Annotated in this window: 24 protein-coding genes; 16 read left to right on the plus strand and 8 right to left on the minus strand. The window is 65.1% G+C overall.

The genetic code is table 11. The features are described from left to right. Positions 1-177: 177 nt before the first annotated feature. A complete protein-coding gene (locus ACFRJ8_RS13540; protein WP_377986822.1) occupies positions 178-870 on the plus strand; it encodes a Rieske 2Fe-2S domain-containing protein in 693 nt (230 codons plus the stop codon). A gap of 32 nt (positions 871-902) precedes the next feature. Here the strand turns inward: ACFRJ8_RS13540 and ACFRJ8_RS13545 are convergent, their stop codons facing one another. Beyond that, complete coding sequence (locus ACFRJ8_RS13545) at positions 903-1,469, minus strand: antibiotic biosynthesis monooxygenase (protein ID WP_377986823.1); 567 nt, start codon at positions 1,467-1,469, stop codon at positions 903-905. A gap of 147 nt (positions 1,470-1,616) precedes the next feature. On the opposite strand from ACFRJ8_RS13545, the gene ACFRJ8_RS13550 reads away from it, so the two are divergent. The 4 genes from ACFRJ8_RS13550 (at position 1,617) to ACFRJ8_RS13565 (ending at position 5,545) form a co-directional block, all read left to right on the plus strand. Then, positions 1,617-2,156, plus strand: coding sequence for a hypothetical protein (locus ACFRJ8_RS13550; RefSeq protein WP_377986682.1), 540 nt, complete (start codon positions 1,617-1,619; stop codon positions 2,154-2,156). A gap of 114 nt (positions 2,157-2,270) precedes the next feature. After that, positions 2,271-4,097 carry a gamma-glutamyltransferase gene (gene ggt, locus ACFRJ8_RS13555; RefSeq protein ID WP_377986824.1) on the plus strand — a complete coding sequence of 609 codons (1,827 nt, stop codon included), beginning with the start codon at positions 2,271-2,273 and terminating at the stop codon, positions 4,095-4,097. Then, positions 4,097-4,288, plus strand: a complete 192-nt coding sequence (locus ACFRJ8_RS13560) for a hypothetical protein (protein WP_377986683.1) — start codon at positions 4,097-4,099, stop codon at positions 4,286-4,288. The genes ggt and ACFRJ8_RS13560 overlap by 1 nt, the downstream gene beginning before the upstream one ends. 168 nt (positions 4,289-4,456) lie before the next feature. Continuing rightward, positions 4,457-5,545: a DUF3616 domain-containing protein gene (locus ACFRJ8_RS13565; RefSeq protein ID WP_377986684.1), complete on the plus strand. Its 1,089-nt coding sequence runs from the start codon at positions 4,457-4,459 to the stop codon at positions 5,543-5,545. Positions 5,546-5,585: 40 nt separating this feature from the next. Here the strand turns inward: ACFRJ8_RS13565 and ACFRJ8_RS13570 are convergent, their stop codons facing one another. After that, the gene (locus ACFRJ8_RS13570; RefSeq protein ID WP_377986685.1) at positions 5,586-6,437 is read right to left on the minus strand and encodes an alpha/beta fold hydrolase; all 852 of its coding nucleotides are present in this window, start codon (positions 6,435-6,437) and stop codon (positions 5,586-5,588) included. Positions 6,438-6,616: 179 nt separating this feature from the next. Between ACFRJ8_RS13570 and ACFRJ8_RS13575 the strand changes: the two genes are divergently transcribed. From ACFRJ8_RS13575 to ACFRJ8_RS13590, 4 genes are all read left to right on the plus strand, one after another. Then, on the plus strand, positions 6,617-6,922 hold the full coding sequence (locus ACFRJ8_RS13575; RefSeq protein ID WP_377986686.1) for a hypothetical protein: 306 nt from the start codon (positions 6,617-6,619) through the stop codon (positions 6,920-6,922). Positions 6,923-6,993: 71 nt separating this feature from the next. Next, positions 6,994-7,509, plus strand: a complete 516-nt coding sequence (locus ACFRJ8_RS13580) for a hypothetical protein (RefSeq protein ID WP_377986687.1) — start codon at positions 6,994-6,996, stop codon at positions 7,507-7,509. A 127-nt stretch (positions 7,510-7,636) separates the two neighbouring features. After that, entirely contained in the window at positions 7,637-8,902 is a 1,266-nt protein-coding gene (locus tag ACFRJ8_RS13585; RefSeq protein ID WP_377986688.1) for an MFS transporter, read from the plus strand. Positions 8,903-8,997: 95 nt separating this feature from the next. Further along, positions 8,998-9,315, plus strand: coding sequence for a hypothetical protein (locus tag ACFRJ8_RS13590; protein WP_377986689.1), 318 nt, complete (start codon positions 8,998-9,000; stop codon positions 9,313-9,315). 23 nt (positions 9,316-9,338) lie between these two features. Here ACFRJ8_RS13590 and ACFRJ8_RS13595 read toward each other — a convergent pair whose 3' ends face one another. Both ACFRJ8_RS13595 and ACFRJ8_RS13600 read right to left on the minus strand, forming a co-directional pair. Next, a complete protein-coding gene (locus ACFRJ8_RS13595; RefSeq protein WP_377986690.1) occupies positions 9,339-9,590 on the minus strand; it encodes a hypothetical protein in 252 nt (83 codons plus the stop codon). Positions 9,591-9,681: 91 nt separating this feature from the next. Further along, complete coding sequence (locus ACFRJ8_RS13600) at positions 9,682-11,823, minus strand: PKD domain-containing protein (RefSeq protein WP_377986691.1); 2,142 nt, start codon at positions 11,821-11,823, stop codon at positions 9,682-9,684. A 204-nt stretch (positions 11,824-12,027) separates the two neighbouring features. Here ACFRJ8_RS13600 and ACFRJ8_RS13605 point away from each other — a divergent pair, with 204 nt between their 5' ends. Further along, positions 12,028-12,540: a hypothetical protein gene (locus ACFRJ8_RS13605; RefSeq protein ID WP_377986692.1), complete on the plus strand. Its 513-nt coding sequence runs from the start codon at positions 12,028-12,030 to the stop codon at positions 12,538-12,540. A 153-nt stretch (positions 12,541-12,693) separates the two neighbouring features. Here the strand turns inward: ACFRJ8_RS13605 and ACFRJ8_RS13610 are convergent, their stop codons facing one another. Then, the gene (locus tag ACFRJ8_RS13610) at positions 12,694-12,819 is read right to left on the minus strand and encodes a hypothetical protein (RefSeq protein ID WP_377986693.1); all 126 of its coding nucleotides are present in this window, start codon (positions 12,817-12,819) and stop codon (positions 12,694-12,696) included. Between the two features lie 36 nt (positions 12,820-12,855). Here ACFRJ8_RS13610 and ACFRJ8_RS13615 point away from each other — a divergent pair, with 36 nt between their 5' ends. The 4 genes from ACFRJ8_RS13615 to lepB all read left to right on the plus strand — a co-directional run bounded on the left by ACFRJ8_RS13615 (position 12,856) and on the right by lepB (position 17,801). Then, entirely contained in the window at positions 12,856-14,244 is a 1,389-nt protein-coding gene (locus ACFRJ8_RS13615; RefSeq protein WP_377986694.1) for a response regulator, read from the plus strand. After that, complete coding sequence (locus ACFRJ8_RS13620; RefSeq protein WP_377986695.1) at positions 14,228-15,580, plus strand: sensor histidine kinase; 1,353 nt, start codon at positions 14,228-14,230, stop codon at positions 15,578-15,580. The genes ACFRJ8_RS13615 and ACFRJ8_RS13620 overlap by 17 nt, the downstream gene beginning before the upstream one ends. 104 nt (positions 15,581-15,684) lie before the next feature. After that, a complete protein-coding gene (locus ACFRJ8_RS13625; RefSeq protein WP_377986696.1) occupies positions 15,685-17,295 on the plus strand; it encodes a multicopper oxidase family protein in 1,611 nt (536 codons plus the stop codon). A 5-nt stretch (positions 17,296-17,300) separates the two neighbouring features. Next, on the plus strand, positions 17,301-17,801 hold the full coding sequence (gene lepB, locus ACFRJ8_RS13630; protein ID WP_377986697.1) for a signal peptidase I: 501 nt from the start codon (positions 17,301-17,303) through the stop codon (positions 17,799-17,801). Positions 17,802-17,860: 59 nt separating this feature from the next. Here the strand turns inward: lepB and ACFRJ8_RS13635 are convergent, their stop codons facing one another. Both ACFRJ8_RS13635 and ACFRJ8_RS13640 read right to left on the minus strand, forming a co-directional pair. After that, on the minus strand, positions 17,861-19,555 hold the full coding sequence (locus ACFRJ8_RS13635) for an alkaline phosphatase D family protein (RefSeq protein ID WP_377986698.1): 1,695 nt from the start codon (positions 19,553-19,555) through the stop codon (positions 17,861-17,863). A gap of 83 nt (positions 19,556-19,638) precedes the next feature. Beyond that, entirely contained in the window at positions 19,639-20,409 is a 771-nt protein-coding gene (locus tag ACFRJ8_RS13640) for a potassium channel family protein (RefSeq protein WP_377986699.1), read from the minus strand. 221 nt (positions 20,410-20,630) lie between these two features. Between ACFRJ8_RS13640 and ACFRJ8_RS13645 the strand changes: the two genes are divergently transcribed. Both ACFRJ8_RS13645 and ACFRJ8_RS13650 read left to right on the plus strand, forming a co-directional pair. After that, a complete protein-coding gene (locus tag ACFRJ8_RS13645; RefSeq protein WP_377986700.1) occupies positions 20,631-21,482 on the plus strand; it encodes an MIP/aquaporin family protein in 852 nt (283 codons plus the stop codon). A gap of 239 nt (positions 21,483-21,721) precedes the next feature. Then, entirely contained in the window at positions 21,722-22,933 is a 1,212-nt protein-coding gene (locus ACFRJ8_RS13650) for an alanine racemase (RefSeq protein WP_377986701.1), read from the plus strand. Between the two features lie 9 nt (positions 22,934-22,942). Here the strand turns inward: ACFRJ8_RS13650 and ACFRJ8_RS13655 are convergent, their stop codons facing one another. Next, on the minus strand, positions 22,943-23,227 hold the full coding sequence (locus ACFRJ8_RS13655) for a hypothetical protein (RefSeq protein WP_377986702.1): 285 nt from the start codon (positions 23,225-23,227) through the stop codon (positions 22,943-22,945). Between the last annotated feature and the right edge of the window lie 110 nt (positions 23,228-23,337).

A 23,337-nucleotide genomic window follows, 5' to 3' on the forward strand; every position in this document is an offset into this window, starting at 1 on the left:
AAACCGTTGCCGCTGCTGAATCTCGTTTCACGTCTGGAGGACAGTCTCTGGCTTGATCCTTTGGTCGCGGGAGTTAGAGGAACCGTGAACTCGATTGTCCGGTTCCCGTGGCTCCGTGATGTGCTCCACGGGGTGCCTCTGGGACATCCGGTTCACCCGGTTGGGGTCCAGATACCGATGGGGGCGTGGACATCGGCCGCCATCTTGGATGCAGTGCCGGGAAGCGACCGGGCGGCCCGCATATTGATTGGCGTGGGGGTCATCAGCGCGGTTCCTTCCGCTGTGGCCGGCTTCACCGACTGGTCGGAACTTCATGAACAGCAGCAGCGCGTGGGCCTGGTCCACGCCGCGGGGAACCTCGCGGCCACCAGTCTGTATGTCGCGTCGCTGGTGGAGCGGTCCCGCGGGCGGCAGCCACGAGGCAAGCTGCTTGGGTATCTTGGGTTTGCGTCACTTGCCGCCGCCGGTTTCCTGGGTGGCCACCTTACGTATCGTCAGGCCGCCGGCGTAAACCACAGCGAGGATGTGCCTCACCGCTTCCCGGTTGGTTGGCACGCCCTGGCCCTTTTGGACGAGCTCGTTGAGGGAAAGCTGGAGCAGAGGATGGTGGCCGGGATGCCGCTGCTCGTGTTCCGCCGGGGCGACGCCGTAAACGTTTTGTCTGATGTCTGCAGCCACTTGTCCGGGCCCCTCCATGAAGGCAAGGTCGAAGAACGCGGGGAGCCCTGCGTTGTCTGCCCGTGGCATGGGAGTGCCTTCTCGCTGCGTAGCGGGGAAGTCATGGGCGGGCCAGCGACAGCGGGCCAGCCGCGGTTCAGCACACGCATCGAGAATGGTCTGGTTGAGGTGTCCCTCCCCGGGGCGGGATAAGGAACTGACCAGGACCTCGGCGGGCGCCTCCGTCAACGCTTCTTGCGCAGCCAGGGCCCCAACAGCCGGGTGGTGACCGGAAGGAACACATACGTCATCAGAGGCGTGAGGAGACAGGTGGCCAACAGCACCTGGAACACAAGCGGCCACTCCTGAGTCAGCGGATGCAACAGGAAATTTGCCAGCAGGCTGAGCGGGAAAAAGGGCAGAAAGATACTCACCATCTGTTTCCACCTGGGAGGAACAACCGTCTCGGGAACACTGAGGCGGACATCGCCAGGCTGAGCGAACCAGCCTTCAATGCCAGTGCGCCGCTCGATCTGGGTCACTTCCACGAGGTCTGCCGCACTGTCGATCCACCAGCGCCGTTCATCGGACTGCTCCCAGTCGTTGAGCAGGTCGGCATCGGCAAAGCGGTACAACATGTGCCATTCATTGGAGTCCGCGGCAGAACGCACCCAGCCGGAGCCGAGATAGCCCGGCCATTCACGGGCGAGTTCCTGTCCTGCATGCGCCCAGGCGCTGGCCTGACGTGTCCGGCCGGGTTGGACTGTGCGGGCAACGGACACCGTAACTGGCTGGAGCTGGGAATCGGAGATGGTCACCCTACGAATCTTACCGACGGCGCAGTTGCCCCGCCGTCGGACCTGTCGGCCCTCTTGCACTAGCCCGTGTCGAACCTCAAGGTGCGATTGAACTGGAGAGCAGGCGGTAACCTTCCAAAGGGTCTAGGGAAGGTCGGTGTTGTGGATATTTTGAGCGGCGTAACCAGCGAGTGGCTGAAGGCCCTGACCTGGCTCTCGGCCATCGCCGCCGGGCTACTGTTGTGTTTCTGGCGGCCTCGTCAGCTTCATTGGGCTGCACTCGGGTCAGTTCTTGTCTACGCGGTGGCCAACATCGGCGCAGGAATCTATGTCTTGTCCCACCTCAGAGATTCCCGCTGGGGCGGCGGCGCCGCGGACCGGCTGGGCGCGCCGTCGCTGGCCGATACCCCCGTGGTGGGACAGTTTCTGGGCTCCCTTGACACGGTCCTCGGCGGAGTCGTGGACGGCGTGAACGAGTTCATCGATTTCCGGGCCGCACTTCCGGTCGCCTTGGACTACCTCTCGGCTGCCGGCTGGGCTTTGGTTGTCGCCGTGCCCCTGGGCATCCTCACTCTCGTTGTGAGCTGCCGGGAGGCGCAGCGCCGCAAAGCCGCATTCGCCAGATACAGCCTGCGGGTCGAAGAACTCAGCGACGAGCTCGATGCCATCAAGCGCCAGCTCAGCCACCCGCAGCCGGGTTAAGACCCTCAGGCAGTACCGCTCGGCCCAAACGCCCTGAGAGTGTTGAGTGTCGCCCGGCGGAGCGGTACCGTGACTCCACCGTCTACTCGCACCACCCTGACCCCCGGAGCGACCATGCCACATGCGGGACGTCGACTCGCTGCCCTTACGGCGGCCCTGGCCTTGAGCATGGCCAGCGGCACCGTTAGCGCCCCCGCCTTTGCCGACCCGCGGGAGACTGAAAGGACCGCGACCGCCACCGGGTACGGCGGCGCGGTGAGCACTGTGGACCCCGAGGCATCGGCTGCGGCAATTGAAGTCCTTCGAAAGGGCGGGAACGCGGCGGACGCGGCCGTGGCCGCGGCCGCGACCCTGGGCGTGACCGAGCCCTACAGCGCCGGGATCGGCGGTGGTGGCTACTTCGTGTTCTACAACGCGGAGTCCCGCAGGGTTGGCACCATCGACGGCCGTGAAACTGCACCGGCAGCGATGCGGCACGAAGCCTTCATTGACCCGGCGACCGGTAAGCCATATCCATTCACGCCTGACCTCGTCACCAGCGGCGTCTCCGTTGGTGTCCCCGGCACGGCGGCCACGTGGGAGCGCGCACTCGACCGCTGGGGGACGTTGAGCCTCGCAGATGTTCTCAAACCTGCCATCAAGGTTGCCACGAGGGGCTTCGTCGTCGACGACACGTTCCGGCTGCAGACCCTCGAGAACAAGCCCCGCTTCGCGGCGTTCACCTCGACCAGAAAGCTGTTCCTGCCGGGCGGCGACGCGCCCGCCGTCGGCAGTGTCTTCCGGAATCCCGAACTCGCCGAAACCTACCGGCTCCTCGCCAAGCAGGGCGCGCGCGGTTTCTACCGCGGCACACTGGCCGCGGAAATCGCGGCAAGTGTGCAGGCTCCGCCGAAGGCCCCGGGCACTGCACTGCCCGTTCCCGTAGGCCACATGACGACGGCCGACCTCGCGGCCTATCACGTCCTGGACCAGGCCCCCACGCATGTGGACTACCGGGGCCTGGACGTCTACGGCATGGCGCCGTCGAGCAGCGGGGGCACCACCGTGGGCGAGGCACTGAACATCCTTGACCCACTCAACCTCACCGAGATGTCCAAACCCGACGCCCTGCACCATTACCTTGAGGCAAGCGCCCTGGCTTTCGCGGACCGGGGCAAATATGTGGGCGACCCGGCGTTTGTCGCCGTGCCCACCGCCGCGCTCACTGACCCGCGCTTCGGCAAGGAACGGTTGTGCCAGATCGATCCGCGGCACGCGGCCACGAAGCCGGTTCCGCCAGGGAACGTGGCCTCGTACGACGGCGTGTGTCCCGCCGCCGTCGCGGCGCCCGCGGTCGAGAGGGACACCGAGAACATCTCGACCACCAACCTGACGGTCGCGGACAAATGGGGAAGCGTGGTTGAGTACACGCTCACAATCGAGCAGACGGGCGGGTCCGGCATCGTGGTTCCCGGCCGCGGGTTCCTGCTCAACAACGAGCTGACCGACTTCTCCGCCGTCTACGATCCGACGGACCCCAACCGGATTGAGCCGAAGAAGCGCCCGCGCTCCTCGATGTCACCGACCATCATCCTCAAGGACGGCAAACCGTTCCTCGCGCTCGGCTCCCCGGGTGGATCCACGATCATCACCACCGTCCTGCAAACGATCCTGAACCGGGTGGATCTGGGCATGAGCATCTCGGAGGCGATCGCTGCGCCGCGCGCGTCGCAGCGGAACACGGCAACGGTCACAGCGGAGTCGGAGTTCATCACCGCCTACGGAAGCCAGCTGGCACCGTACGGTCATCAGCTGGTGCCAGCGGGTGCGCCGTCGACGTCCGCGGCGGAGATCGGCGCAGCAACAGCGATCGAGTTCAAGTCCGACGGACGCATGGTCGCCGCGGCTGAGCCGGTGAGGCGCGGGGGCGGCTCTGCGATGGTGGTCAAACGTTCGCGGTGATGGCCGGTAACGCCTCCGTGGCCACGAAAGTCACCGCAGCAGAGACGTGCAATGCCCAGTTGGAGGGGCTGCAAACGGCTCTGAACTTCGGACGCCTGCCCTTGGGAGACGCCGTTCAGCTTTATCAGCAATATTCGACTCAAGTGGCGTTCGTGGATGACGTGGAAGCCAAGACGACCTCAGGCGTGTGACGGACCCTAACTTCGCCGCCCACTATTGCTGGACCGGGCCGTGCGGATCATGCTGTGATGAGGCACTCCAGCTGAAATCACAGACCGAGGCCCGCTGATGAGGACGAAACCAGTACCGGGACACCGGCTTGCGGAGCTGCAGCATCGTAGGCGACGGGGTGAGCCGCAGTGAGCGGATGGCCGCAGCCGGACGAGCCAATCGGTGAAATCACCCTGGTACTCGATGAGCGCAGCACCCTTGACCGGAAGGCCGACCTCCGCGACGGGTTGTCCGCCGTCGCCCGCCAAGGCCGCCACCTTTGGGTCGCCAATGACGAGACGACCAGCGTCGAACGGCTCACACTGGAGGGCGGCGGCCAGGCCCGCGCCCATCGCAGCTTCGATCTCACCCAGCTCCTGGAACTGCCCGGGGACAGGGGTGAGATGGACATCGAAGGGCTCGATGTCGAGGGTGACACGCTGTGGCTGGCCGGATCGCACAGCTCGGCCCGCAAACAGGTCAAGAACAACGCCACGCCCGAAGAGGCGCAGAGGTCCCTGGCGACGGTGGAGGTCAGCCAGCGCCGCCGGGTGTTGGCCCGCCTCTCGACTCAGTCCCTCCTCGATCCGGGCGGCAGCCGGACAGGGCATCAGCAACCCCCCGCCGTGCTCGGCCTCGGCCGGGGCGCGGACTTAGTGGACCTCCTGGCCGATGACCCCCATCTCGAGAGCTTCATCCAGTCCTCGAATTCCGGGTCCCGCCCGATCCCGGGCAAGGACAACGGCATTGACTGCGAGGGCCTCGCCGTAGCGGGAGACCGGGTGTTCATCGGTCTGCGGGGGCCGGTGCTGAGAGGGTGGGCCCTGATCATCGAGCTCCTGGTTGGTGACGGGCCCGGCATGGAGCCGCAGCCGATCGGCCCAGGGAATCGTCGATACCGCAAGCACTTCCTTCGCCTGCATGGTTTGGGCGTGCGGGACCTGTGCCGCCACGGAGAGGACCTGCTCGTCCTGGCGGGCCCCACCATGGAGCTCGCCGGACGAACGGCCGTGTTTCGCTGGCGGAACGCGCTGACGTCGCAGGCCGAGGACGTCCTGCAGAAAGACGATTTGCCTTGCGAATTTGACGCGCCGTTCGGTGAGGGTGAGGACCATGCCGAGGGGATCACCGTACTGGACGACGGAAGGTCGGCCCTGGTTCTATATGGGACACCGGCTGGAAAGCGGAAAACGGGACGCCACGAAATCAAGGCCGATGTCTTCCGTCTCAGCAAGTAGGTAACCAGGGCTGCAACGGCGCCGCAGGTTGTGGGCGTTCTTAGTGCTCCCGGCCCACTTTTCCGAGCCAGGCCGTCAGGAGGGGAACGACGACGTCGCTGTGCATCGCGCCCAGGTGATCGAGGGCCGGGAGCACCTGAACGTCCCACCCCGCGTCGATGAGCTCGCGCTCGTGGGCAGCAAGCGGTTCGCCGATCCGCACCGTCACGTCTCCCCAGCGGGGTCCGTAGACGATTTGATCGGCGGAGCCGGCAAACGCAAGCCGTGGGAGATCCCGCGCCACGGAAACAGCTGAATCGTCGAAGTCCTGGAGCGCCTCGTACAGCGTGACGAACTGGCGGGTCTGCGCTTCGTTGGTCTGTATTGTCGCGGCATCCCAGTCGCCTGGTTCGACGGGCAGGTTTACCGCCGGAGATTGTTCCGAGGACCCGGCAGCCGCCGAGTGGGCCGCCTGCGTCACCGCCAACATGCTCTTGTACGGGCCTTCGAGCGGCGGGAATCCGCCCATGACGAGCGCCCAGAGCCGGTTTGTGCGGATCGCCAACTGCAAACCGCACAGGGCCAGCCAAGAGTACCCGTAGTACGCGAAGGTTTCGGCGTGTGCCGCATCCGCGATGGCCAGGAAATCGGCGGTGACGTTCTCCGGCGTGAGCGTGTCTGGTGCCGGCTGCGCCATCCGGTGCCCCTCGTAGTCAGCCGCCACAACGCGATAGGACTGCGAGAGAGCCGCAACAAGGTTGGGCCCGAGTCCGGGGTCGGCGCCCCAATCGCGCATTGTCTGGGCCTCCGACTCGGAATGCGGCTTCATATCCGCAGGGATCAGGAGCGCCCGGCCGTCACCGCTCACCAGGATCGGTATTGCCGTGCCGTCGTGCAAAAGGGCCTCAGCCATGTCCGCCACCGGCATCCTCCTCATCGGTACTGCAAGTGAACAAAGTCTGCCACCGCTGCGTTCCCTCCGGAACGCCCGGGCGCAACGGAGGCGGACGCTACCTCTCTGGCGCACGCCGGGCAAGGAGACGAGAATGGGCTCGTGCCCGGCCCGGGTCAAAGCCCAAAGGAGGGATTTTCATGACGCTGTATCAGCCTGAACCGGTCGAAATCTCAACGAGGATTCGGCCGGGGGAGTGGACCGAGGAAAGCCTGGTTGCCCTGGAGGCGTCGTATCGCGAACAGCTGTTGGGCATGGGCGCGGCCGCCAACGAGATCGACGTCGTGATTGACCGCGACGACGGCGGCGGGGTCAGCGTGGTGGCGTCCTGGCTTAAGCCTGACGTCGCGCAGGAGCTGACAGAGGTGGCGGACGACGCCGGGCTTGTGGCGATGGACCCCGATGCCGAGGCCGTGCGGCCGGCGCGGGACGACTTGCCCCAATAGCCGGCTTGGCGTGCCGGGGCTGCTGTAGGGTGGTGAACCCGAAGCAACTCCTCCATCAGAGTGGAGCTTTCATGGCACCCCAGATTTCCAGCACAGTCGATAAGAAGTTGTTTGGCCTCTACCTGTCGGACCACCTCGCGGGGGCCACTGCAGGGCAGGGCCGAATAGAGCGCATGGCGCGCGACTTCACGGACACCCCCTTCCACGCCGAACTTACTGCGCTCGCCGCCCAGATCCGGGAAGAGCGGGAGTATGTACGCGGACTAGTGGGCGATTTTGACCTGCCCCGGCGAATGCCGCGGCGCGCGGCGGCGTGGGTCGCGGAGCGCGCCGGCCGGCTCAAACTCAACGGGCGGGTGGTGAGCCGCTCGCCGATGACGCTGTTGCTGGAATCCGAGCTCATGCGGTCGGCCGTGATGGGAAAACTGGGGATGTGGCAGACGCTGCACGACCTCTCCGGCGATCTGGGACTGGACGGGTCCAGGTTCGACGAACTGGCCACGAGGGCACGCGAACAGATCGCCACCCTGGACCGGATCCATGAGTATGCCCGCCGTCGGTCGTTCTACACGAGCCAAGGCAGCTGAGCAGGCCGGCCGCTTTGGCTCGATCGATCGCGCCGTGCCGCTAGCCTGATTTACTCTGGCGCACGCCCGCAGGGGAGACGAGAATGGGCTCGTGCCCCCTCCTCGCCCTGGCGGGGACGGCGACGCGATGAACGCCGCCGCCCTAAAGATCCAGCGCATCTATTTGACGTTGACGCTGGGCAATACGCTTGCGGCCTCGTTCATCTGGGGGATCAACACCCTTTTCCTGCTGGATGCCGGCCTCAGCAACCTTGAGGCATTTGCCGCCAACGCCTTCTTCACGGCCGGTATGGTGCTGTTCGAAGTGCCCACGGGGGTGGTTGCCGATGGCTGGGGGCGCCGCGTATCGTTCCTGCTCGGAACCGTGACCCTCGCCGTCTCGACCTACCTTTACTACCTGCTCTGGCAGTTTTCTGCCCCGTTCTGGTGGTGGGCAGTGGTGTCGATCTTGCTCGGTCTGGGCTTTACCTTCTTCTCTGGAGCAGTCGAGGCCTGGCTCATCGATGCGCTGCGCTTCTCCGGCTATGAAGGCGGGATGGAGGCGGTGCTGGGTCGGGGCCAGATGGTGTCCGGCGTTGCGATGCTCGCCGGCTCCGTGGCCGGCGGCGTGATCGCGCAGGCGACCAATCTGGGCGTGCCGTTTCTGCTGCGCGTGGGTGTGCTGCTGGCCATGTTCGCGGTGGCATTTGCGCTCATGCACGACGTCGGGTTCACCCCCGAACGCTCCACCCATCCCCTTCAGGCGACCCGAGCTGTGCTCGCCGCATCGATCGACAACGGCTTGAAGAATCCGCCCGTACGGTACGTGATGTTGGCCGCGCCGTTCACCGCCGGCGTCGGGATCTATGTGTTTTACGCCCTGCAGCCGTACCTGCTTGAGCTGTTCGGAGACCCGCACGCGTATTCCATTGCGGGCCTGGCGGCGGCCATCGTGGCTGGAGCTGAGGTGCTGGGCGGCTGGATAGCGCCACGCGTCCGGCGCCTCGTCCGCAGACGCACCAGCGTGCTGATCCTCAGCAGCATCGTGGACACGGTGATCCTGGTGGTGCTCGGGTTCACCCAGGTGTTCTGGTTGGCTCTGGTGCTGTTGGCGCTCTGGGCACTGGTGTCGTCGTCCGGCATCCCGGTGCGGCAGGCGTACTTGAACGACATGATCGCCTCAAAGCAGCGGGCAACAGTGCTCAGCTTCGATTCACTGATGGGCTCAAGCGGCGGCGTGGTGGTGCAGCCGCTGCTCGGTCGGGCGGCCGATGTGTACGGCTACCCGGCCTCGCTGGCGATCGGCGGCGTAATCGAATTGATCGCGGTACCGTTCCTGCTGGCGAGCCGCCGGCAACGCCACCAGGCCGATCAGGCCAACGCCACGACCAACACCGGATCCCAGCCGGCTTAGACGCCACGCGAACATCACTTCGGCCGGGCGCCTTACTTGCCGGGGCCTTCCGGGCCTACAGTTGGGCGTGTAGAACCGTCGACAGGAGCCCATCAGTGATTACCCTGCAGATCGAACACCAGGTCCGGGACTTCGCCATGTGGCGGAGGGCTTTCGACAGTGATCCGCTGGACCGCGCCAGGTCGGGCGTGCGGTCATACCGCATCTCGCGCCCGATTGACCAGCAAGACTATGTGATGCTGGAGATGGATTTCGATACGCAGGCGGCTGCAGTGGACTTCCTGGGCCGGCTGCAGAACGATACGTGGAAAACCGGCGTGACGGCGCCGGCGCTGGTCGGTGAGCCATCGACCAGAATCATCGAAACGGTCGCCATAGAGAACGTAACCGCCCCCGGGAGCGGCCCCCGCTGAGAAGGACCGCTCCGAGGAAGCCATCACAGGCCCGCTTCGGGCAGTCCCGGTGGCGTGACACCCTGCTGTTCGCGGTCCCAAAGGTACCGCAGCAGGGCGGTTTCCGGGTCCCAGGGATGCTCGCTGAGGTGATCCCGCAGGCGGGCCCGGTGCTCCTCCAGTTCCGGCCCGGCGCTGTTGAGGAGGCTGTCGATGATTTCGAGTACCTGCAGCCGCAGGGTGGTGCCTGCGGCCGCATCGGACGCGTTTCCTGAGGACGTGGCCTGCGGCACCACACCCTCTCCGTCCGAGGCAGCAGGCCTGGCGCCACGGCCCCGGGGGACGGCCGGCCTGACGGCCGCCCCCCGGGATCCGGCGGCAGGCTGGTTACTGGACACGGACTGCAAAGCCGGTTGCGGTGCCGCCCAGGGGAGACTCCACGCTCACGCTCTGGCCGGCCCGGCCGATAACAGCCGATGTAACTCGTATGGAAAACGATCCCGTGGCGTCTACCACGGCCGTACCAAGGACGGTTCCGTCCAAGCCGCCGAGGTGTACCGTCACCGCCTGACCGGACAGGATGGAGCTTGTGCCGTCCACCCGCCATTCGCGCTTGCTGGCCGTGTAGCGGGCGGAGGTAACCGCCACCGCGTCGGCCCGCGGGGTGACCGTCACCTGGGCATCGCTTGAGGACCCGTCAGCGCTTCCCACCGTCAGTTTGAAGGTCAGCGCACCCGAACTCGCAGGGTACTTGTAGAGCGGGAAGGTAAACGACGGACGGGCGGAATTGGCGCCGGTCAGGGTGACTTTAGGATCACCCGGGCCCAGAATCTGCGTCCACGAATAAGTAGCGGCGCCGGTGGAACCGCTGCCATCCAATGTGACCTTGGCTCCGCGTTGTGCGCCTTGCTGGTTGGGTCCGGCGTTTGCCGCCGCTGCCACGGTGGCTGTGACTGTCACGGTGACAGTTGCCGTGCTCGGGCCACCGGGGCCGTTGACCGTGAGGGAAAAGACATAGTCTCCCGGCGCGGGGGCGGTGAAGCTGGGCCGGGCCGCGGTGGGATCGCTCAGTACCACCCCGGAAGGGCTGCTCCACGAGTAGGTGGAGACCGGACCGCTGGAGGCGGACCCGTCAAGGTCTACTTTCTGACCTTCCTGAACCGTTTGATCGGCTCCGGCTTGGGCGGCGACTGGAATCGGAGCGCGGGCGTCGCCCGTCACCTCGACGGGCAACACCGCTTCGCCCTTGGCGTCGGATCGAACGGTGACAGAAACTGGGGGAGCCGCGAGGGGACCCCATGCCAGGGAGCCCGACGCGAGCTCGCCGAAGCCGACGGCAGTCAGGGTCCGTGCACCCGCCGTATCGCTGGACACCGCTTCGATCGACAGGACACCGCTGTCGGTGTTGAAGGTGGCCTTGCCGCTGACCCGGTCAACGACGGCGATCTTCTTCGCCGACGCCGGAACGTCGCTCGAGTTCGTGACAGTGACCGTTGACGGCGGCTGGGGTCCGTCGAAAGCGATCCTGGCGAAGTACTTGCCGGCGGATCCTTCCAGCGCCGTCGGGCTGAAGACCGCGCTGCCGGCGGACGAGTCGGAGAGCTGGATTGCCTGCGGTCCGGATTCGCTCGATGCGAAGACGTCCACGGTCCCGGAGTTGAGCGATGACCTGGAATACGTCGCCCGCTCTGCGGACACGCCGCTATTGGTCGCAAGCTTTCCCTGCACCGTGAAGAGGTCGGTTTCTACACAGTCCGCCACCGGCCCCGGAACGGAAGGGCACGCATCCGTGGCGCTCGGATTGATGCCCGGACCCTCGATCCGGAAGATATTGGTCCCGTAGGGGCTGCCGGTGATCTTGTGGGGGGTGGTGCCGTCGCCGACGTACGTGTTCTTGCCGTTGGCGTCCGGTTTCAGGGCGGGATCTGTGGGGTAGGTGTCCCAGGTCAGGAACGGGCCGATCCTTCCACCCAGGGCGCCCGAGAAGTCTCCCTTTCCACCGATGCCGATGTCCTCGGTGTCGAAGACGATGCCCGGTTTCGATGTCCGGACGGTTTTGGTGCCCGCCGGGGTGGTGAACTTGTAGTCCACGCCATCCCTGACATTCGTGATTTTCAGCCGAAGCCGGGCAAAGGTGACCTGGTCGCCGTCGGCAACCGGCCCGCTGCCGAATGCCTGTTCCAGTGCGATCACGGCGAGCGCCTTGCCACCCCCTGCTGTGTCCATCGTGCCGGTGGTAAGCGAGTAGAAACCTTCATCCGGGTAGTTATCCGGGAACGAAACCGCCGCGGCTTCATCGGGCAGCTCCCCGCGGGCCGGGCACAGCGGATCGGCCTGCGCTATGCACTTCTCCAACCTGAGCCCGGTACGGTCGCGGTACCAGACCGGGTAGCCGTCCGTCGCATCGACCGGGCCGACTTCCGCGAGCCCGGGCCCGTTGACGCCCGGAGGGCCGACGGCGGCCGAGGCTAGGCCAGCCAACGAGACGACCGCGACATTTGCCATAAGGAACGCAAGTATTCGTTTCATGACGACATCCATCCTGTGCTTTTCTCGCCCCTCCACCCTGGCGGGAGGAACAGGGTGCGCCGGGCCGGCGCACTTGTGAGCGTCACGGTATGGACGGCGACTTGTAACTAGCCTGTGATCAGGAGAACTTGTGGCCGCGGGCCGCTGCCCGGACGCAGGGCGTTCCAAGGGTTTTCCTAGGGCGCTCCGTGGATGCTGGCCTGCATGTCAAGGTCAGCCACGCTTCAGCGCGCGAAAATCCTCGTTCCGGTCATCCTGCTCGTCCTTGTAGCGGCCCTGGTCGCCAGCGTCGTCACGGCTGCACCGCGAAAACCTCCTGCCCTGTTGGGTGCCTCGGCCGGCGTCGCCGGGGGAGTGGCGCGCATTAACGGCGTGGTGCCGGAGGAGACCGACGGCGGGATGCCCACGGCCGCCTCTGCCGCGCTCGCCGATCCGCCCGCGGAGGGGCTTCACCGAGTACGGGTGCTCGTGGAGCTGACGGCGCTGGAAAAGGGTGGCCTCGCGTATGATCCCTCTGATTACTTCGTGTCAGGTCTCGGAACAGGGACGTGGAAAGCTCTGTGGTCTTCTCCCGCCCCCGCCGACGTCCCCCAAGGTCAAAGCCTCAACGCCACGCTCGTGTTCGACCTCCCGGACCGGGCCATCGATCTGGCACTGGAGCTCCCGGGCGGGCCGGGGTTGTCCTTGGGGGCAGCACACCACCGGGGACGCGGCTGACTACCCGGCGCAGATCGGCTGGACCGCCCGGGAAAACGAGTATCGGGTACTCGTGTCGAGGCGGGCTCGATGGAAAAAACTAGGGACCATTATTTCCGTCCGAATTGCAGGTCTGCCATGCTTCCCAGCCCCACCCATGAGATTGCCGGTCCGTCAACTGCGGCGGGGGACGTGTTGCCACAGTGCGTCCTCGAGGTCCGGATTCTCGGCCCACTGCGAATCCGGCGAGGCGGCGAAGTCCTCGAAGCCGGTGAGCTTGGCGGTCCCAAACCCCGGCAAATCCTTGAAATCCTCTTGCTCAATCTCGGCACGCCCATGTCAAAGGACCGCCTCAGCGACGTCCTGTGGGCCGGGCAGCCCCCGGCCGAGGCATTGCCGACGCTGGAAAGCTACGTCAGCGTCCTTCGGCGCCATTTGCAGCCAGGCCAGGGCAAGTCCGGTCCGCTGCGGACCGTCACCGGCGGCTATGTCATGGATCCTGCCCTTGTAGAACTAGATGTGAGCCGCTTCAGTGACTTGCTCCGCCGGGCCTCCACGTGCGAGCCCGTCGAGGCCCTGGAACTCCTGCAGGAAGCTCTGGGTCTGGCCTCTGCGCCCCTGCTGGGAGATGAGCTGACAGCTCCATGGGCCGAGGAAGCGCGGGGCAATCATGAGCACCGGGTCTGCAGGGCCCGGGCGCAGGCCGCCGAAATAGCGCTGTCGCTGCATCAGCCAGCGCGCGCGGTCCACTGGGCGAGGGAGGCCCTGGCTGGCGATCTCCTTAACGAGAGTGCCTGGTCCTCCCTCGTCCTGGGGCTGGAGGACTCCGCGCAGCCGCTCGAAGCGCTGAAGGCATTCGAGCAATGCCGGCGCACGCTGCACCAGGAAATGGGGTGCACACCGGGCGAGGCCCTGCGCGCCGCGCATGCCCGCCTCCTGCGGCTGACGGGCGGCGAAGCAGCTCCGGTTGCCGCCGTTTCGGCGGTCCCGAGACCCGCCGTCGGCATCCCGGACAGCGTCCCGGCCAGCGGAGGCATCCCCACCAGCGAAGCAGGAGCCGGCGCCACGACCTTGCGGATCCTGACGGTCGATGACCACAGGACTTTTGCCGAGCTGCTGACGGGTGCCCTGGACCGGGAACCGGACCTTCGCAGTGTTGGCTCGGCGGCGTCCGTGGAGAGCGGGGTGCAGTTGTGCCGCGAGCTGGAACCCGACGTTGTTGTCATGGACTATCACTTGCCGGACGGTGACGGCCTGTCGGCGGCGACCCGCATTTTGGAACAGAACCCGGCTACCCGGATCATCATGCTGACAGGCGACCCGTCCCAGGATGTCCTGCGGCAGGCGGCGGCGATAGGGATATGCGGGTTCCTCCCCAAGGACGGCTCGCTGGCCACGATGCTTGACACTCTTCGGCACGCCCGGGCAGGAAACATGGTGGTGCACCCCTCCTTGGTGGCGCAGATCGGGGCCCCGCACTCCGCTGCCGCCGTGTACCCCCCTGGGCCACCCCTGAGCCCCCGAGAGCTGGACGTTCTGCGTTTGATGTCGGAGGGGCAGGAGGTGCGGGTGATCGCCAACAGCCTGGGCATCTCGATCCACACCTGCCGTGGCTACGTCAAAACCATCTTTTCCAAATTGGGTTCGCACTCCCAGAGTGAGGCCATGGCAGAGGCTGAAGTCCGGGGGATCCTGCGCGTGGAGTCCGATGTCCAGGCCTTCTGAAGCTGAGGATGGCACGAAGCCGGAGGATTTTCCGGGCACGGCCGAGCGCTTCGCCGTCCGGGCCGCTGTGGCGAAATTCCTCTTGATGGGATTTCTTGCGCTGCTGATTGTGGCGACTCCCGTCGCGTTTTGGATCCGGGCCGAAGCGGAGCGGCACGCCCTGGACAACGCGCTCCTCTTCACTCAACGTGTGGCGGACTTTGCCATCAAACCTCTTGTGACCGAGGCGCTGCTCGCCGGGGACGCAACAGCGCTGGACGCACTGGACAAGGCCTTGGAGCCATGGCGTAACGACGCCTCGGTACTGCGAATCAAGGTATGGGACAGCAATGGCCGGGTGGTGTATTCGGACATTCGCTCGCTCGTGGGGCAACGCTTCGATTTGCCGGACTGGGGCAGGGCCCTCCTGGCAGGGGGGCCGGGGACGGCTTCCCTGGAAAGCCAGCAGGAACTTGAGAATGAGTACGAGCTGGCGTCGGGAGAACTCGTGGAAGTCTACGTCAGCTCCTCGGCCACCGACGGTACGCCGCTGATCTTTGAGGCCTACTACGACGACGACCCTGTGCGGGACGAGCAGCAGGCAGTCCTGTACAGCATGGTCCCGCCTCTTCTTCTCGCCCTGGCGGCACTTCAGCTGGCCCAGCTGCCCCCCGCCGTCCGGCTGGCCCGTGGGATCCAGGCACATCAGGCGACCCGGAACCGGTTGCTTAAGCGCGCTGTTGAGGCTTCCGACCTGGAGCGCCGCAGGATTGCCCGGGACTTGCACGATGAAGTGATCCAGGACCTCTCCGGGCTGGGCTATGCCCTTGAATCAGAAGAGCTCCACGGGCCACCGGAGCAGCGGCCGGTGCTGGGCGGTGCCCGCAGAATACTGCAGCAGAGCGTCCGCGTCCTGCGGGCCATGACGCAGGAGCTGTATCCGCCCGACCTCGAGCAACTGGGGCTCAGGACGTCTCTGGAACGGCTCGTCGAACCTCACCAGGAACGCGGCCTCGCCGTGCGTCTGCTGATCCCGGCCGACGTCGCGCTTGCCCGTGGTTCGTCCGCGCTGTTGTACCGCGTGGCCCGGGAAGCGCTCTCAAACAGCGCAAAGCACTCCGGTGCGACCACTGTGGTCCTCTCGCTGCGGACAGACCAACATGGCGCCGAAATAAGCATTGCGGACAACGGCAAGGGCTTCGACACCTCACATGGGGCCGCCGAGGGCCATCTTGGCCTTCGGATACTCAAGGACACCATCCGTGAGGCGGGCGGAGCATTGCAGATTCTCAGCGTCCCCGGCACAGGCACCACCGTGACAGCGCGGTTGCAGTCGCGTCTGGCGGCGAACCGTTGACTCGCACGCGTTCTCAGGATTCTCCCAAGGTCGGGGAATCCGTCTCAGGTTATCTCCAAGCAGGGTCCTGCAAGGTCTGGTAACGAACACAAAGGAGACCGGCTATGTCCATTTCACGTCGTCAAGTTTTGTTGATCGGGGGCCTGGGTGTCCTCGGAGCCGGCGGCGCCATGCTGCCGACCGGTTCAGTCGAAGCCAAGTCGGCCAGCCGCATAAGCTCCCGCGATATGCCGACACCATTCCGGGCGGCTTTTGTCCAGGCACCGGTTCTTCAGCCCTACGCCACGGGAACCGACCCCGCAGACGGCCTGCCCGTCAATTACTACAGGCTGACAGAGAAGGCCGCCACAGCCAATATTCTGCCCAGGCTGAGCACTCCCATCCTGGGTTACAACGGCTTGTTCCCTGGACCGACGATCAGCCTGGACCGGGGCACCAAGGCCGTGCTAAGGATTCGGAACCAGCTGCCGGCCGAGCATGCGCTGGACGGGCACGCCCTGTCCACGTCGACCCACCTGCATGGTTCTGCTTCGAAGCCGCAATTCGACGGCTACGCCAGCGACATCACACACCCGGGGTTTTACAAGGACTACCACTACCCCAACTTCCAGCCGGCACGCACGCTCTGGTATCACGACCACGGCGTCCACTTCACGGCCCTGAACGCCTATTCAGGGCTCGCCGCGCAGTACCACTTGCATGACCCCGTGGAAAGGCAGCTCCTCCCGCAGGGCAACTTTGACGTCGCGCTGACAGTCAGCGATGCCATGTTCGCCGCGGACGGATCCCTGGGCTATGACGACAACAGCCACTCTGGACTGTGGGGGGACGTGATCCTGGTCAACGGCAGGCCCTGGCCGGTCATGAAGGTGCAGAAGCGGGTCTACCGTTTCCGGATCCTGAACTCTTCCATCTCCCGATCACTGCGGCCCACGCTCAGCACCGGCGATCCGGTGGTGGTGGTGGGTACCGACGGCGGCTTGATCCCTGTGGCGCAGTCCGTGGGAAGCTGGCGCCATGGTGGAGCGGAGCGGTACGAGATCCTCATCGACTTCCGGAAGTACAAGACGGGGCAGCGGATTGAACTCCGCAACCTGTCCAACAAGAACAACGTGGACTACGACTTCACCAACAAGATCATGGCTTTCGACGTCACGGATGAGCCGGTAGACACCTCGGACCCCACTTGGAACCGTATCCCTACCAAGCTTGCCAACAGCGAGGCCATGTCGCTGCAACCAGGGCAGAGCGTGAAGACGCGCAAATTCCGGGTCAAACGGAATGACACCACGAACATGTGGACCATTAACGATGACAGCTGGCAGGACGTCATCGCCAGCGGCTACAAGAAAGTCATCGCCGATCCCGACCTCAACTCCGTGGAAATCTGGGAAATCGAGAATAAATCCGGCGGCTGGTTCCATCCCCTCCATATTCACCTCGTGGACTTCCAGATCCTCAGCCGCAACGGAGCGCCGCCTATGGCTCACGAGCGCGGACCCAAGGACGTCGTGTACGTCGGCGAGAACGAGACTGTCCGGCTCCTCATGAAGTTCACGCCGAACCGGGGCCTCTACATGATGCACTGCCACAATCTGCCGCACGAGGACCACGACATGATGGCCCAGTTCCGGGTGGGCCTGAAGGAAAGCGACTGGGACTCCGACGACCCCATGACGGCGGCTAAGGCTGCCTGGGACGATGATCGGGATTGATAGCGGTGGGACAGGCCGGCCGTGAGAGCCGCTCGCGGCACAAGCTCCTTGTTGCGGCCTTGATCCCGGTCCTGGCTGTGCTTGCCATCCGCATCTGGCTCGTGGAGCCCGTGACGGTCTCCTCGGACAGTATGGCCCCCACGATTCCCTCGGGCGCCGTCGTGTTCCTGTACAAGCCGGCCGCGGCTGCGGGCTGGGTCCGCAATGGTGTCGTTGTTGCCTTTGCCAGCCCGGTCGATGGCCGGACGGCGATCAAGCGCGTGATTGCGGGAGCGGGACAACGGGTAGCCATCCGGGATTCGGAACTATTTGTCGATGATGTTGCCGTAGTGGAGACATTCATCGATCACAGCCGGATCGACGGCACTTACTTCGGGCCCGAGACGGTACCTGCCGGAAGCGTTTTCGTGCTGGGGGACAACCGCGGCGTGTCAATTGATTCCAGGGACTTCGGAGCGGTGCCGTTGACGGCGATCCAAGGTACCTTGCTGACCGGCCAAAAGTAGACGCGTCCCGGATGCCACCGGAGATGTCCTCTGCGGCCTGTGATTCACGTCCGCTGCAGTCAGACGGTTCCCTGCTGCTTGTCGGAGGGGTCCGGGGCCTTGAGCGGGGTCAATGTGAGGGAGGCGACACATTCCAGCTCGGGATGCTGTTGGTCGCCGCCGTCCACCACGCCGGTCTCCCACCATAGTTTCAGCCCTTCCGGTACCACCTCCAGATGGGCCAGGTTGTTTTGGAACCACGGCCCCCTGACCCCGGACCAGCGAAACGGCGGGTCCGGGACCTTTGCGGAGCGTGCAACCAAAGCGCCTACCGGCGTGGCCAGGCCGTAGGACATGACGGCCGCAAAGGACCTCATCAGTCGGGGCAGTGGGTTGCGGATGGGGGAGCAGACCGCCTGCACGATCCGGCTGCCCGAGGCGCGTTCCACCTCCGCAACGTACGAATAGTGGACGTCCCCGGAGAGGAAGGTGATAGTTTCCGGTGCCGGTCCGCGTTTGCCATCGGCCACCTCGCTCGCCAGGGTCGCCATTTCCCGGAAGCTGTTTTGGAACGCGCCCCAGTGTTCAAGGTCCAGTGCCTGGCGCACCTTCTCGCCGGCCCGGGCGGCACGTTTTCCCCACGCACCTTCCGAGACGGCCTCATTCCACGACTCGACGTAGTGCAGGCCCATCGGCAGCAGGAAAGGCAGCGACGTCGCCACCAGCAGGTGGCGGAAGCCGCCACGCATACGGTCATCGACCCAGGCCATTTCCGGCGCGTCAACCAGTGCCCGGTCGTCCGGGGTCAGGTCCCGGGCTGCGCGGGAGTCGACCACGATCAGCCGGGTGTCGCCGAAATCGCGGCAGAAGCTCCACCGGTAGGATTTCGGGTCCCGATCGGACCGCTCCGCGAAGCTGTCCAGCTCCGCGCCGACGTCGATCTCGTCCTGGCCCGTGTGCCGCAGGATCCGCTGCCAAACGGCGTCCTCGGCCCGTTCTTGCGGTGACAGGTTCCCCAGATGCTGGTAGACCCAGTAGGAGGCCAGTCCCGCGACAATCCGATCATGCCACCATGAGGTGGCTTCCATTTTCTTCTTCCAGCTCAGTGAGGTGTTCCAGTCGTCTCGGATGTCGTGGTCATCGAAGATCATGGCGCTGGGCAGGGTGGACAGCAGCCACCTGTTCGCGGGGTCTGACCAGGCCAGATAGTAAAGGTGGGCGTATTCCTCGTAGTCCTTGAGTTCTTCGCCGGGGGGCGCCTCGATGTCGCGTCGGGCGCGGATGAACTCCTGCATCTGCTCGCTGGTCGAATCTGCGTATACCTGGTCTCCGAGGAAGACCACCAGATCCGGCCATGGCGGCCCACCCCCGGAGGCCATCTTCACCGCGTAGGCGCGCAGCGAGTCGACGCCGTGGGTCCGGTTGCCGGACGCATCGTGCGGGACGCTGGTCCTGCAGGAGCCATAGGCCATCCGCAGCGGCTTACCGGTGGCCAGGGTGGCGATCATGGGCGGCGGGAAGTCGGACGAGGGATCGGGCCAGACTTGTGTTCCGTTGATATCGAGGGCGTAGGGTGTGACCGTGCCGGGCTCGAGTCCGTCCAATTCCACCAGCGCGTAGTGGTGATCGTGTACTGCGAACGTACGGGCGGTCCATTCCCTTCCGCCGGTGCGGATGGAAACCCGGGCAGCGGATTGGGTCTCCACCCAGACACTCGCCGATTTCTCATCCACGTACCGCACCATGGGGCCGAGAACCAACGGGGAGGTGGTCATGAATCAGTTGTACCCGCTCCGGCTGGATGCGGCCATGGCTTTACGGAACAGACGGCTTCACGGAACAGACAGTGTTGAGGCCTCTAGCGTGGTCCCTTGCGGGTTTGTCCTTCCGCCGGGCCGCTGGCGGATTCGCCCGGGTTCAGTGCCAGCTGGTCATGGAGTCTATTGATCTGGGCCGTGAGGTGGGCAAGTTCCTCGCTGCCGATGGGTTCGTCTATTTTCTCCTTGACACGGGTTGCGGCCGTCACGCTTTCAACGAGCCAGGATGACACGGCCGCCGTGACCATGCTCAAGACAGCAAACCCGCCGATCATCAGCGCGGCCGCTGCCCACCGGCCGGGAGTGGTAACGGGGTAATAGTCGCCGTAGCCGATCGTTGTAATGGTGACTATCGCCCACCACAATGAGTCGCCCATAGTCGTGATATTCGCGTTTGGAGCGGCTCTTTCGAAATGGAGGACGCTTAGGGCAACTGTGTACACCAGCAGGATGGCGGAGAAAATGACGTAGGCCATGAGGCGGGTCCGGATGGCCGTGCCGGGGGCCCGTTCCATGACTCGCCGCAAAGTGAAGGGACGCAGGAGCCGCAGTGGGCGCGCTACCGGGAGCACCACCATGAGCAGGTCCAGGGGATGGCGGATAAACCACCGGCCTGGCCGGGGGGCTAAGAGCAACTTCACGATGTAGTCGACGCCGAAAGCCAGCCACGTTGCCCCCACGACGAATATCAGAGCGGCGGCATAGGGATCCGGCGGCTCGACAATGACCAGGACGGAGTAGGCCGCTAGAAAGATAAAAGCCGCACCGACAAGGGGCCACTCGGAATACTTTTGCCACGTTTCTTGCCTCATGGCTGAATGCTAGGACTTTGCACCGCGGATGTCCGCACGAATTCGCCGGCTTGGCTCTTTGGGTCCTGGGCGGAGGGCCAGCCACCAACTAGCAGCGAGCCACCGGCGCAGCGCTGACAACCATTCCCCGCAGCGGTACATTGAGGGTCTCAGGTGCCGGACCGCTCCGGGCAACCAGATGGGCAAAGGCACGAGTCAAGAACCGGCGGAGGCGACACGCCATGGCGGATGACCAGGGCAAAGACGGCGCGCGTGAGAGTCTGGCGCACGATCACAATCTCGCTAGCGAACTGGGAGTTGTCGAGCAGAACATTCTTTTGCGAATCCAGGATTTTGATGATCCCCGCCAGGAATGGCGGCGTCTGTTCTCGGAGTTGTACGGGACGTTCTTGCTCGTCGTTGTCGCGGCCGGCGGTGGCATGATGAGCCAGGCTTTCCCCGGTGCCATCAGCCGCACGGCGGCCGTGGTGGCCCCCGGCCTCATGGTGATGGGGATCATCCTGTTCATGGGCAAGATTTCAGGCGCGCATCTGAACCCCGCGGTCAGCATCGCGTTCGCCCTCCGCGGGGACTTCCCGTGGCGCCGGGTGCCGGGCTACATCGTTGTCCAGCTCATCGGAGCGACGCTTGCCTGTCTGCTGCTGCAGGGCGTGATCGGTGTCTCCGCGAGCTACGGTTCAAACTATCCGGCGGCGAATTATTCGGCCGGCGCCGCGTTCTGGATGGAGGCACTGCTGACGCTGGTGCTGGTCAGTGTCATCCTGGGAACCGCCTCCGGGGCCCAGAATGTCGGGCTGCTGGGGGCGTTTGGGGTGGGCGCCTATATTGCCTTGGCGGGCCTGTGGGGCAGCCCCATCTCCGGCACGTCGATGAACCCGGCCCGGACGTTCGGGCCTGATCTCGCCAGCTTGGACTTCAGCGACTACTGGGTGTATGTCGCCGGGCCAATCACCGGCGCGGTGGTGGCCGTCGGAATAGCCTTCGTCTTGCGCGGCCCGGGCGGCGGCAAGTCGGGGTCCGGCGCCGCGCAGGGAGCCCTCTTCACCGAGGCCGCGAAGGACGAAAAGCCCTAGCAGTAACCCGACCCACCGAGTTGAACAGCTGAAGCTGCCCATCAGCCCGTGCACCAGCAGCAGGGGCTTACCCGATCCGCGCTCGGTGAACCGAATTAGGTCTGAAGGTGCGGAGCTCATGTCACTAGTGCAGTGTCAACTGGTCGATTCCGCCAGACCCATGGCGTTCGAGTAGATTATCGGAGTGTCGAAGAAGCTAGTGTCGAAGCAGCTTTGGGACCTAAGAATCGGGGAGAAGTGTGAGTCAGCTGATCGAGAGCCAGGGCGGAGCCGATGGAGACTTCGCGCCACAGATCGTCGGGGGACCGGGGTATCCGCAGCTGCGGCTCGACGGCGATGCCCTCGACAACAATATTCGGGTCATGGCGGCGTGGTGCCGGGCGCGGGGCGTGGAACTCGCCCCGCATGTCAAGACGACGATGTCGGCGCCGATCATCGAGCGGCAGCTGGCCGCCGGTGCAGTCGGTGTAACCGTCGCCACCGTGGATCAAGTCGCTTCGGCACTGGCTTGGGGACATGGCCGTGTTCTCGTTGCGAATGAGATCGTCGACAGGTTCGGACTGACGCGGGTCCGCACGTGGCTGGAGGAAGATGCCGGACGGGAGATCCGTTGTTTCGTTGATTCTGCAGCCGGGGTCAGGACGGCGGGGGAAGTCTTCGACGGCGGGGCGGTCGATCTTGAGGTGCTGATCGACGTCGGCACCCCCGGCGGCCGCACGGGAGTGCGCAGCCTGGATGAGGGGCTGCTGCTCGCTGAGCTGGTCCGGACCACGCCGGGGCTGAGGCTGGTGGGGGTTGCCGGTTATGAAGGCGTCGTGCCCAACAGCAGGGCAGAAGATACGGTCACCGCGGTTGACCGGCACTGCCGGCTGGTGCGGGACGTGTATCTGGAGGCGGCGAAGTTCTTCGAGACTGCCGCTCCCATTTACTCAATGGGTGGGTCAGCGTTCCCGGACCGTGTAGTTGAGTTCCTTCCCGACGCCGGTCAGGTGCCTGGAACTCGGATCATTCTCCGGTCAGGTTGCTACGTCACCCACGATCACGGCACGTATGCCGCAGTCAGCCCCGTTCCCGGGCTCATTCCGGCGATTTCCGTTCGCGCCGTCGTCCTATCCACCCCGGAAGCGGGGATGGCCGTCGTCGCTGCAGGCAAGCGGGATCTTCCCTACGACGCCGGACTGCCAATCTTCCTGTCGGCCCGGACGGCGGACGGTGCCGAAAAGAAGGGCGCAGCGGCAGAGGTGCGAAATCTCTTCGACCATCACGCAGTCCTTACCGGCGTCACCGGACTCAATGTCACCGATACGGTGGATTTCGGGCTATCCCACCCCTGCTCCGCGTTCGACCGCTGGCCCGAATACGTGCTCACCGACCGGGAGGGTCACGACATGGGAATGTGGCACACCGACTTCCGCCGATCGTCCCTGGGGGCGGTCCTCGGCAACGGTTGATTCTTGGCCTTACTCCTTGAGGTGCCGGGTCAGCACTTCGAATTCCTCGACGCCCAGAACCTGCATGTGCTGTTCCGCGCTGGTCTCGGTGCGGATCTTGCCGGCAGCCTGCTCGCTGCCGGCAAGGGCGTCCGCGTCCTCCCACAGCGTGATGGACAGTGACTTGTTGTCCTTCCCGAGCAAGTAATAAATGCCCAGGCATCCCGGCAGCTCGAGCACCCGGTTGACGGTGTCATCTGAGGGTGCCCCGGAGCTGTCCGGGCCGGGCTGGTACGTGCTGACGCGAGCGAACATGACTGTCCTCCTAGGTCCAGGTCCGACGGGTGGAGCACCTGCCGCCCAAGCTGTTGAACCGGGAGCTGGATCCTGGGATATCGCGTCCTGGTGGCGGGCGGCCAGGCCTC

This window comes from Arthrobacter sp. NPDC056886, from assembly GCF_042788715.1.
Lineage (GTDB): Bacteria > Actinomycetota > Actinomycetes > Actinomycetales > Micrococcaceae > Arthrobacter.

What these genes read in the sequence shown, in the direction of transcription:
- ACFRJ8_RS13540 (WP_377986822.1), top strand. Translation starts at nt 178, where the DNA reads ATGGGGGCGTGGACATCGGCCGCCATCTTGGATGCAGTGCCGGGAAGC.
- ggt (WP_377986824.1), top strand. Translation starts at nt 2,271, where the DNA reads ATGCCACATGCGGGACGTCGACTCGCTGCCCTTACGGCGGCCCTGGCC.
- ACFRJ8_RS13560 (WP_377986683.1), top strand. Translation starts at nt 4,097, where the DNA reads ATGGCCGGTAACGCCTCCGTGGCCACGAAAGTCACCGCAGCAGAGACG.
- ACFRJ8_RS13570 (WP_377986685.1), bottom strand. Translation starts at nt 6,437, where the DNA reads ATGGCTGAGGCCCTTTTGCACGACGGCACGGCAATACCGATCCTGGTG.
- ACFRJ8_RS13575 (WP_377986686.1), top strand. Translation starts at nt 6,617, where the DNA reads ATGACGCTGTATCAGCCTGAACCGGTCGAAATCTCAACGAGGATTCGG.
- ACFRJ8_RS13580 (WP_377986687.1), top strand. Translation starts at nt 6,994, where the DNA reads ATGGCACCCCAGATTTCCAGCACAGTCGATAAGAAGTTGTTTGGCCTC.
- ACFRJ8_RS13585 (WP_377986688.1), top strand. Translation starts at nt 7,637, where the DNA reads ATGAACGCCGCCGCCCTAAAGATCCAGCGCATCTATTTGACGTTGACG.
- ACFRJ8_RS13600 (WP_377986691.1), bottom strand. Translation starts at nt 11,823, where the DNA reads ATGAAACGAATACTTGCGTTCCTTATGGCAAATGTCGCGGTCGTCTCG.
- ACFRJ8_RS13605 (WP_377986692.1), top strand. Translation starts at nt 12,028, where the DNA reads ATGTCAAGGTCAGCCACGCTTCAGCGCGCGAAAATCCTCGTTCCGGTC.
- ACFRJ8_RS13615 (WP_377986694.1), top strand. Translation starts at nt 12,856, where the DNA reads ATGTCAAAGGACCGCCTCAGCGACGTCCTGTGGGCCGGGCAGCCCCCG.
- ACFRJ8_RS13620 (WP_377986695.1), top strand. Translation starts at nt 14,228, where the DNA reads ATGTCCAGGCCTTCTGAAGCTGAGGATGGCACGAAGCCGGAGGATTTT.
- ACFRJ8_RS13625 (WP_377986696.1), top strand. Translation starts at nt 15,685, where the DNA reads ATGTCCATTTCACGTCGTCAAGTTTTGTTGATCGGGGGCCTGGGTGTC.
- ACFRJ8_RS13635 (WP_377986698.1), bottom strand. Translation starts at nt 19,555, where the DNA reads ATGACCACCTCCCCGTTGGTTCTCGGCCCCATGGTGCGGTACGTGGAT.
- ACFRJ8_RS13640 (WP_377986699.1), bottom strand. Translation starts at nt 20,409, where the DNA reads ATGAGGCAAGAAACGTGGCAAAAGTATTCCGAGTGGCCCCTTGTCGGT.
- ACFRJ8_RS13645 (WP_377986700.1), top strand. Translation starts at nt 20,631, where the DNA reads ATGGCGGATGACCAGGGCAAAGACGGCGCGCGTGAGAGTCTGGCGCAC.
- ACFRJ8_RS13655 (WP_377986702.1), bottom strand. Translation starts at nt 23,227, where the DNA reads ATGTTCGCTCGCGTCAGCACGTACCAGCCCGGCCCGGACAGCTCCGGG.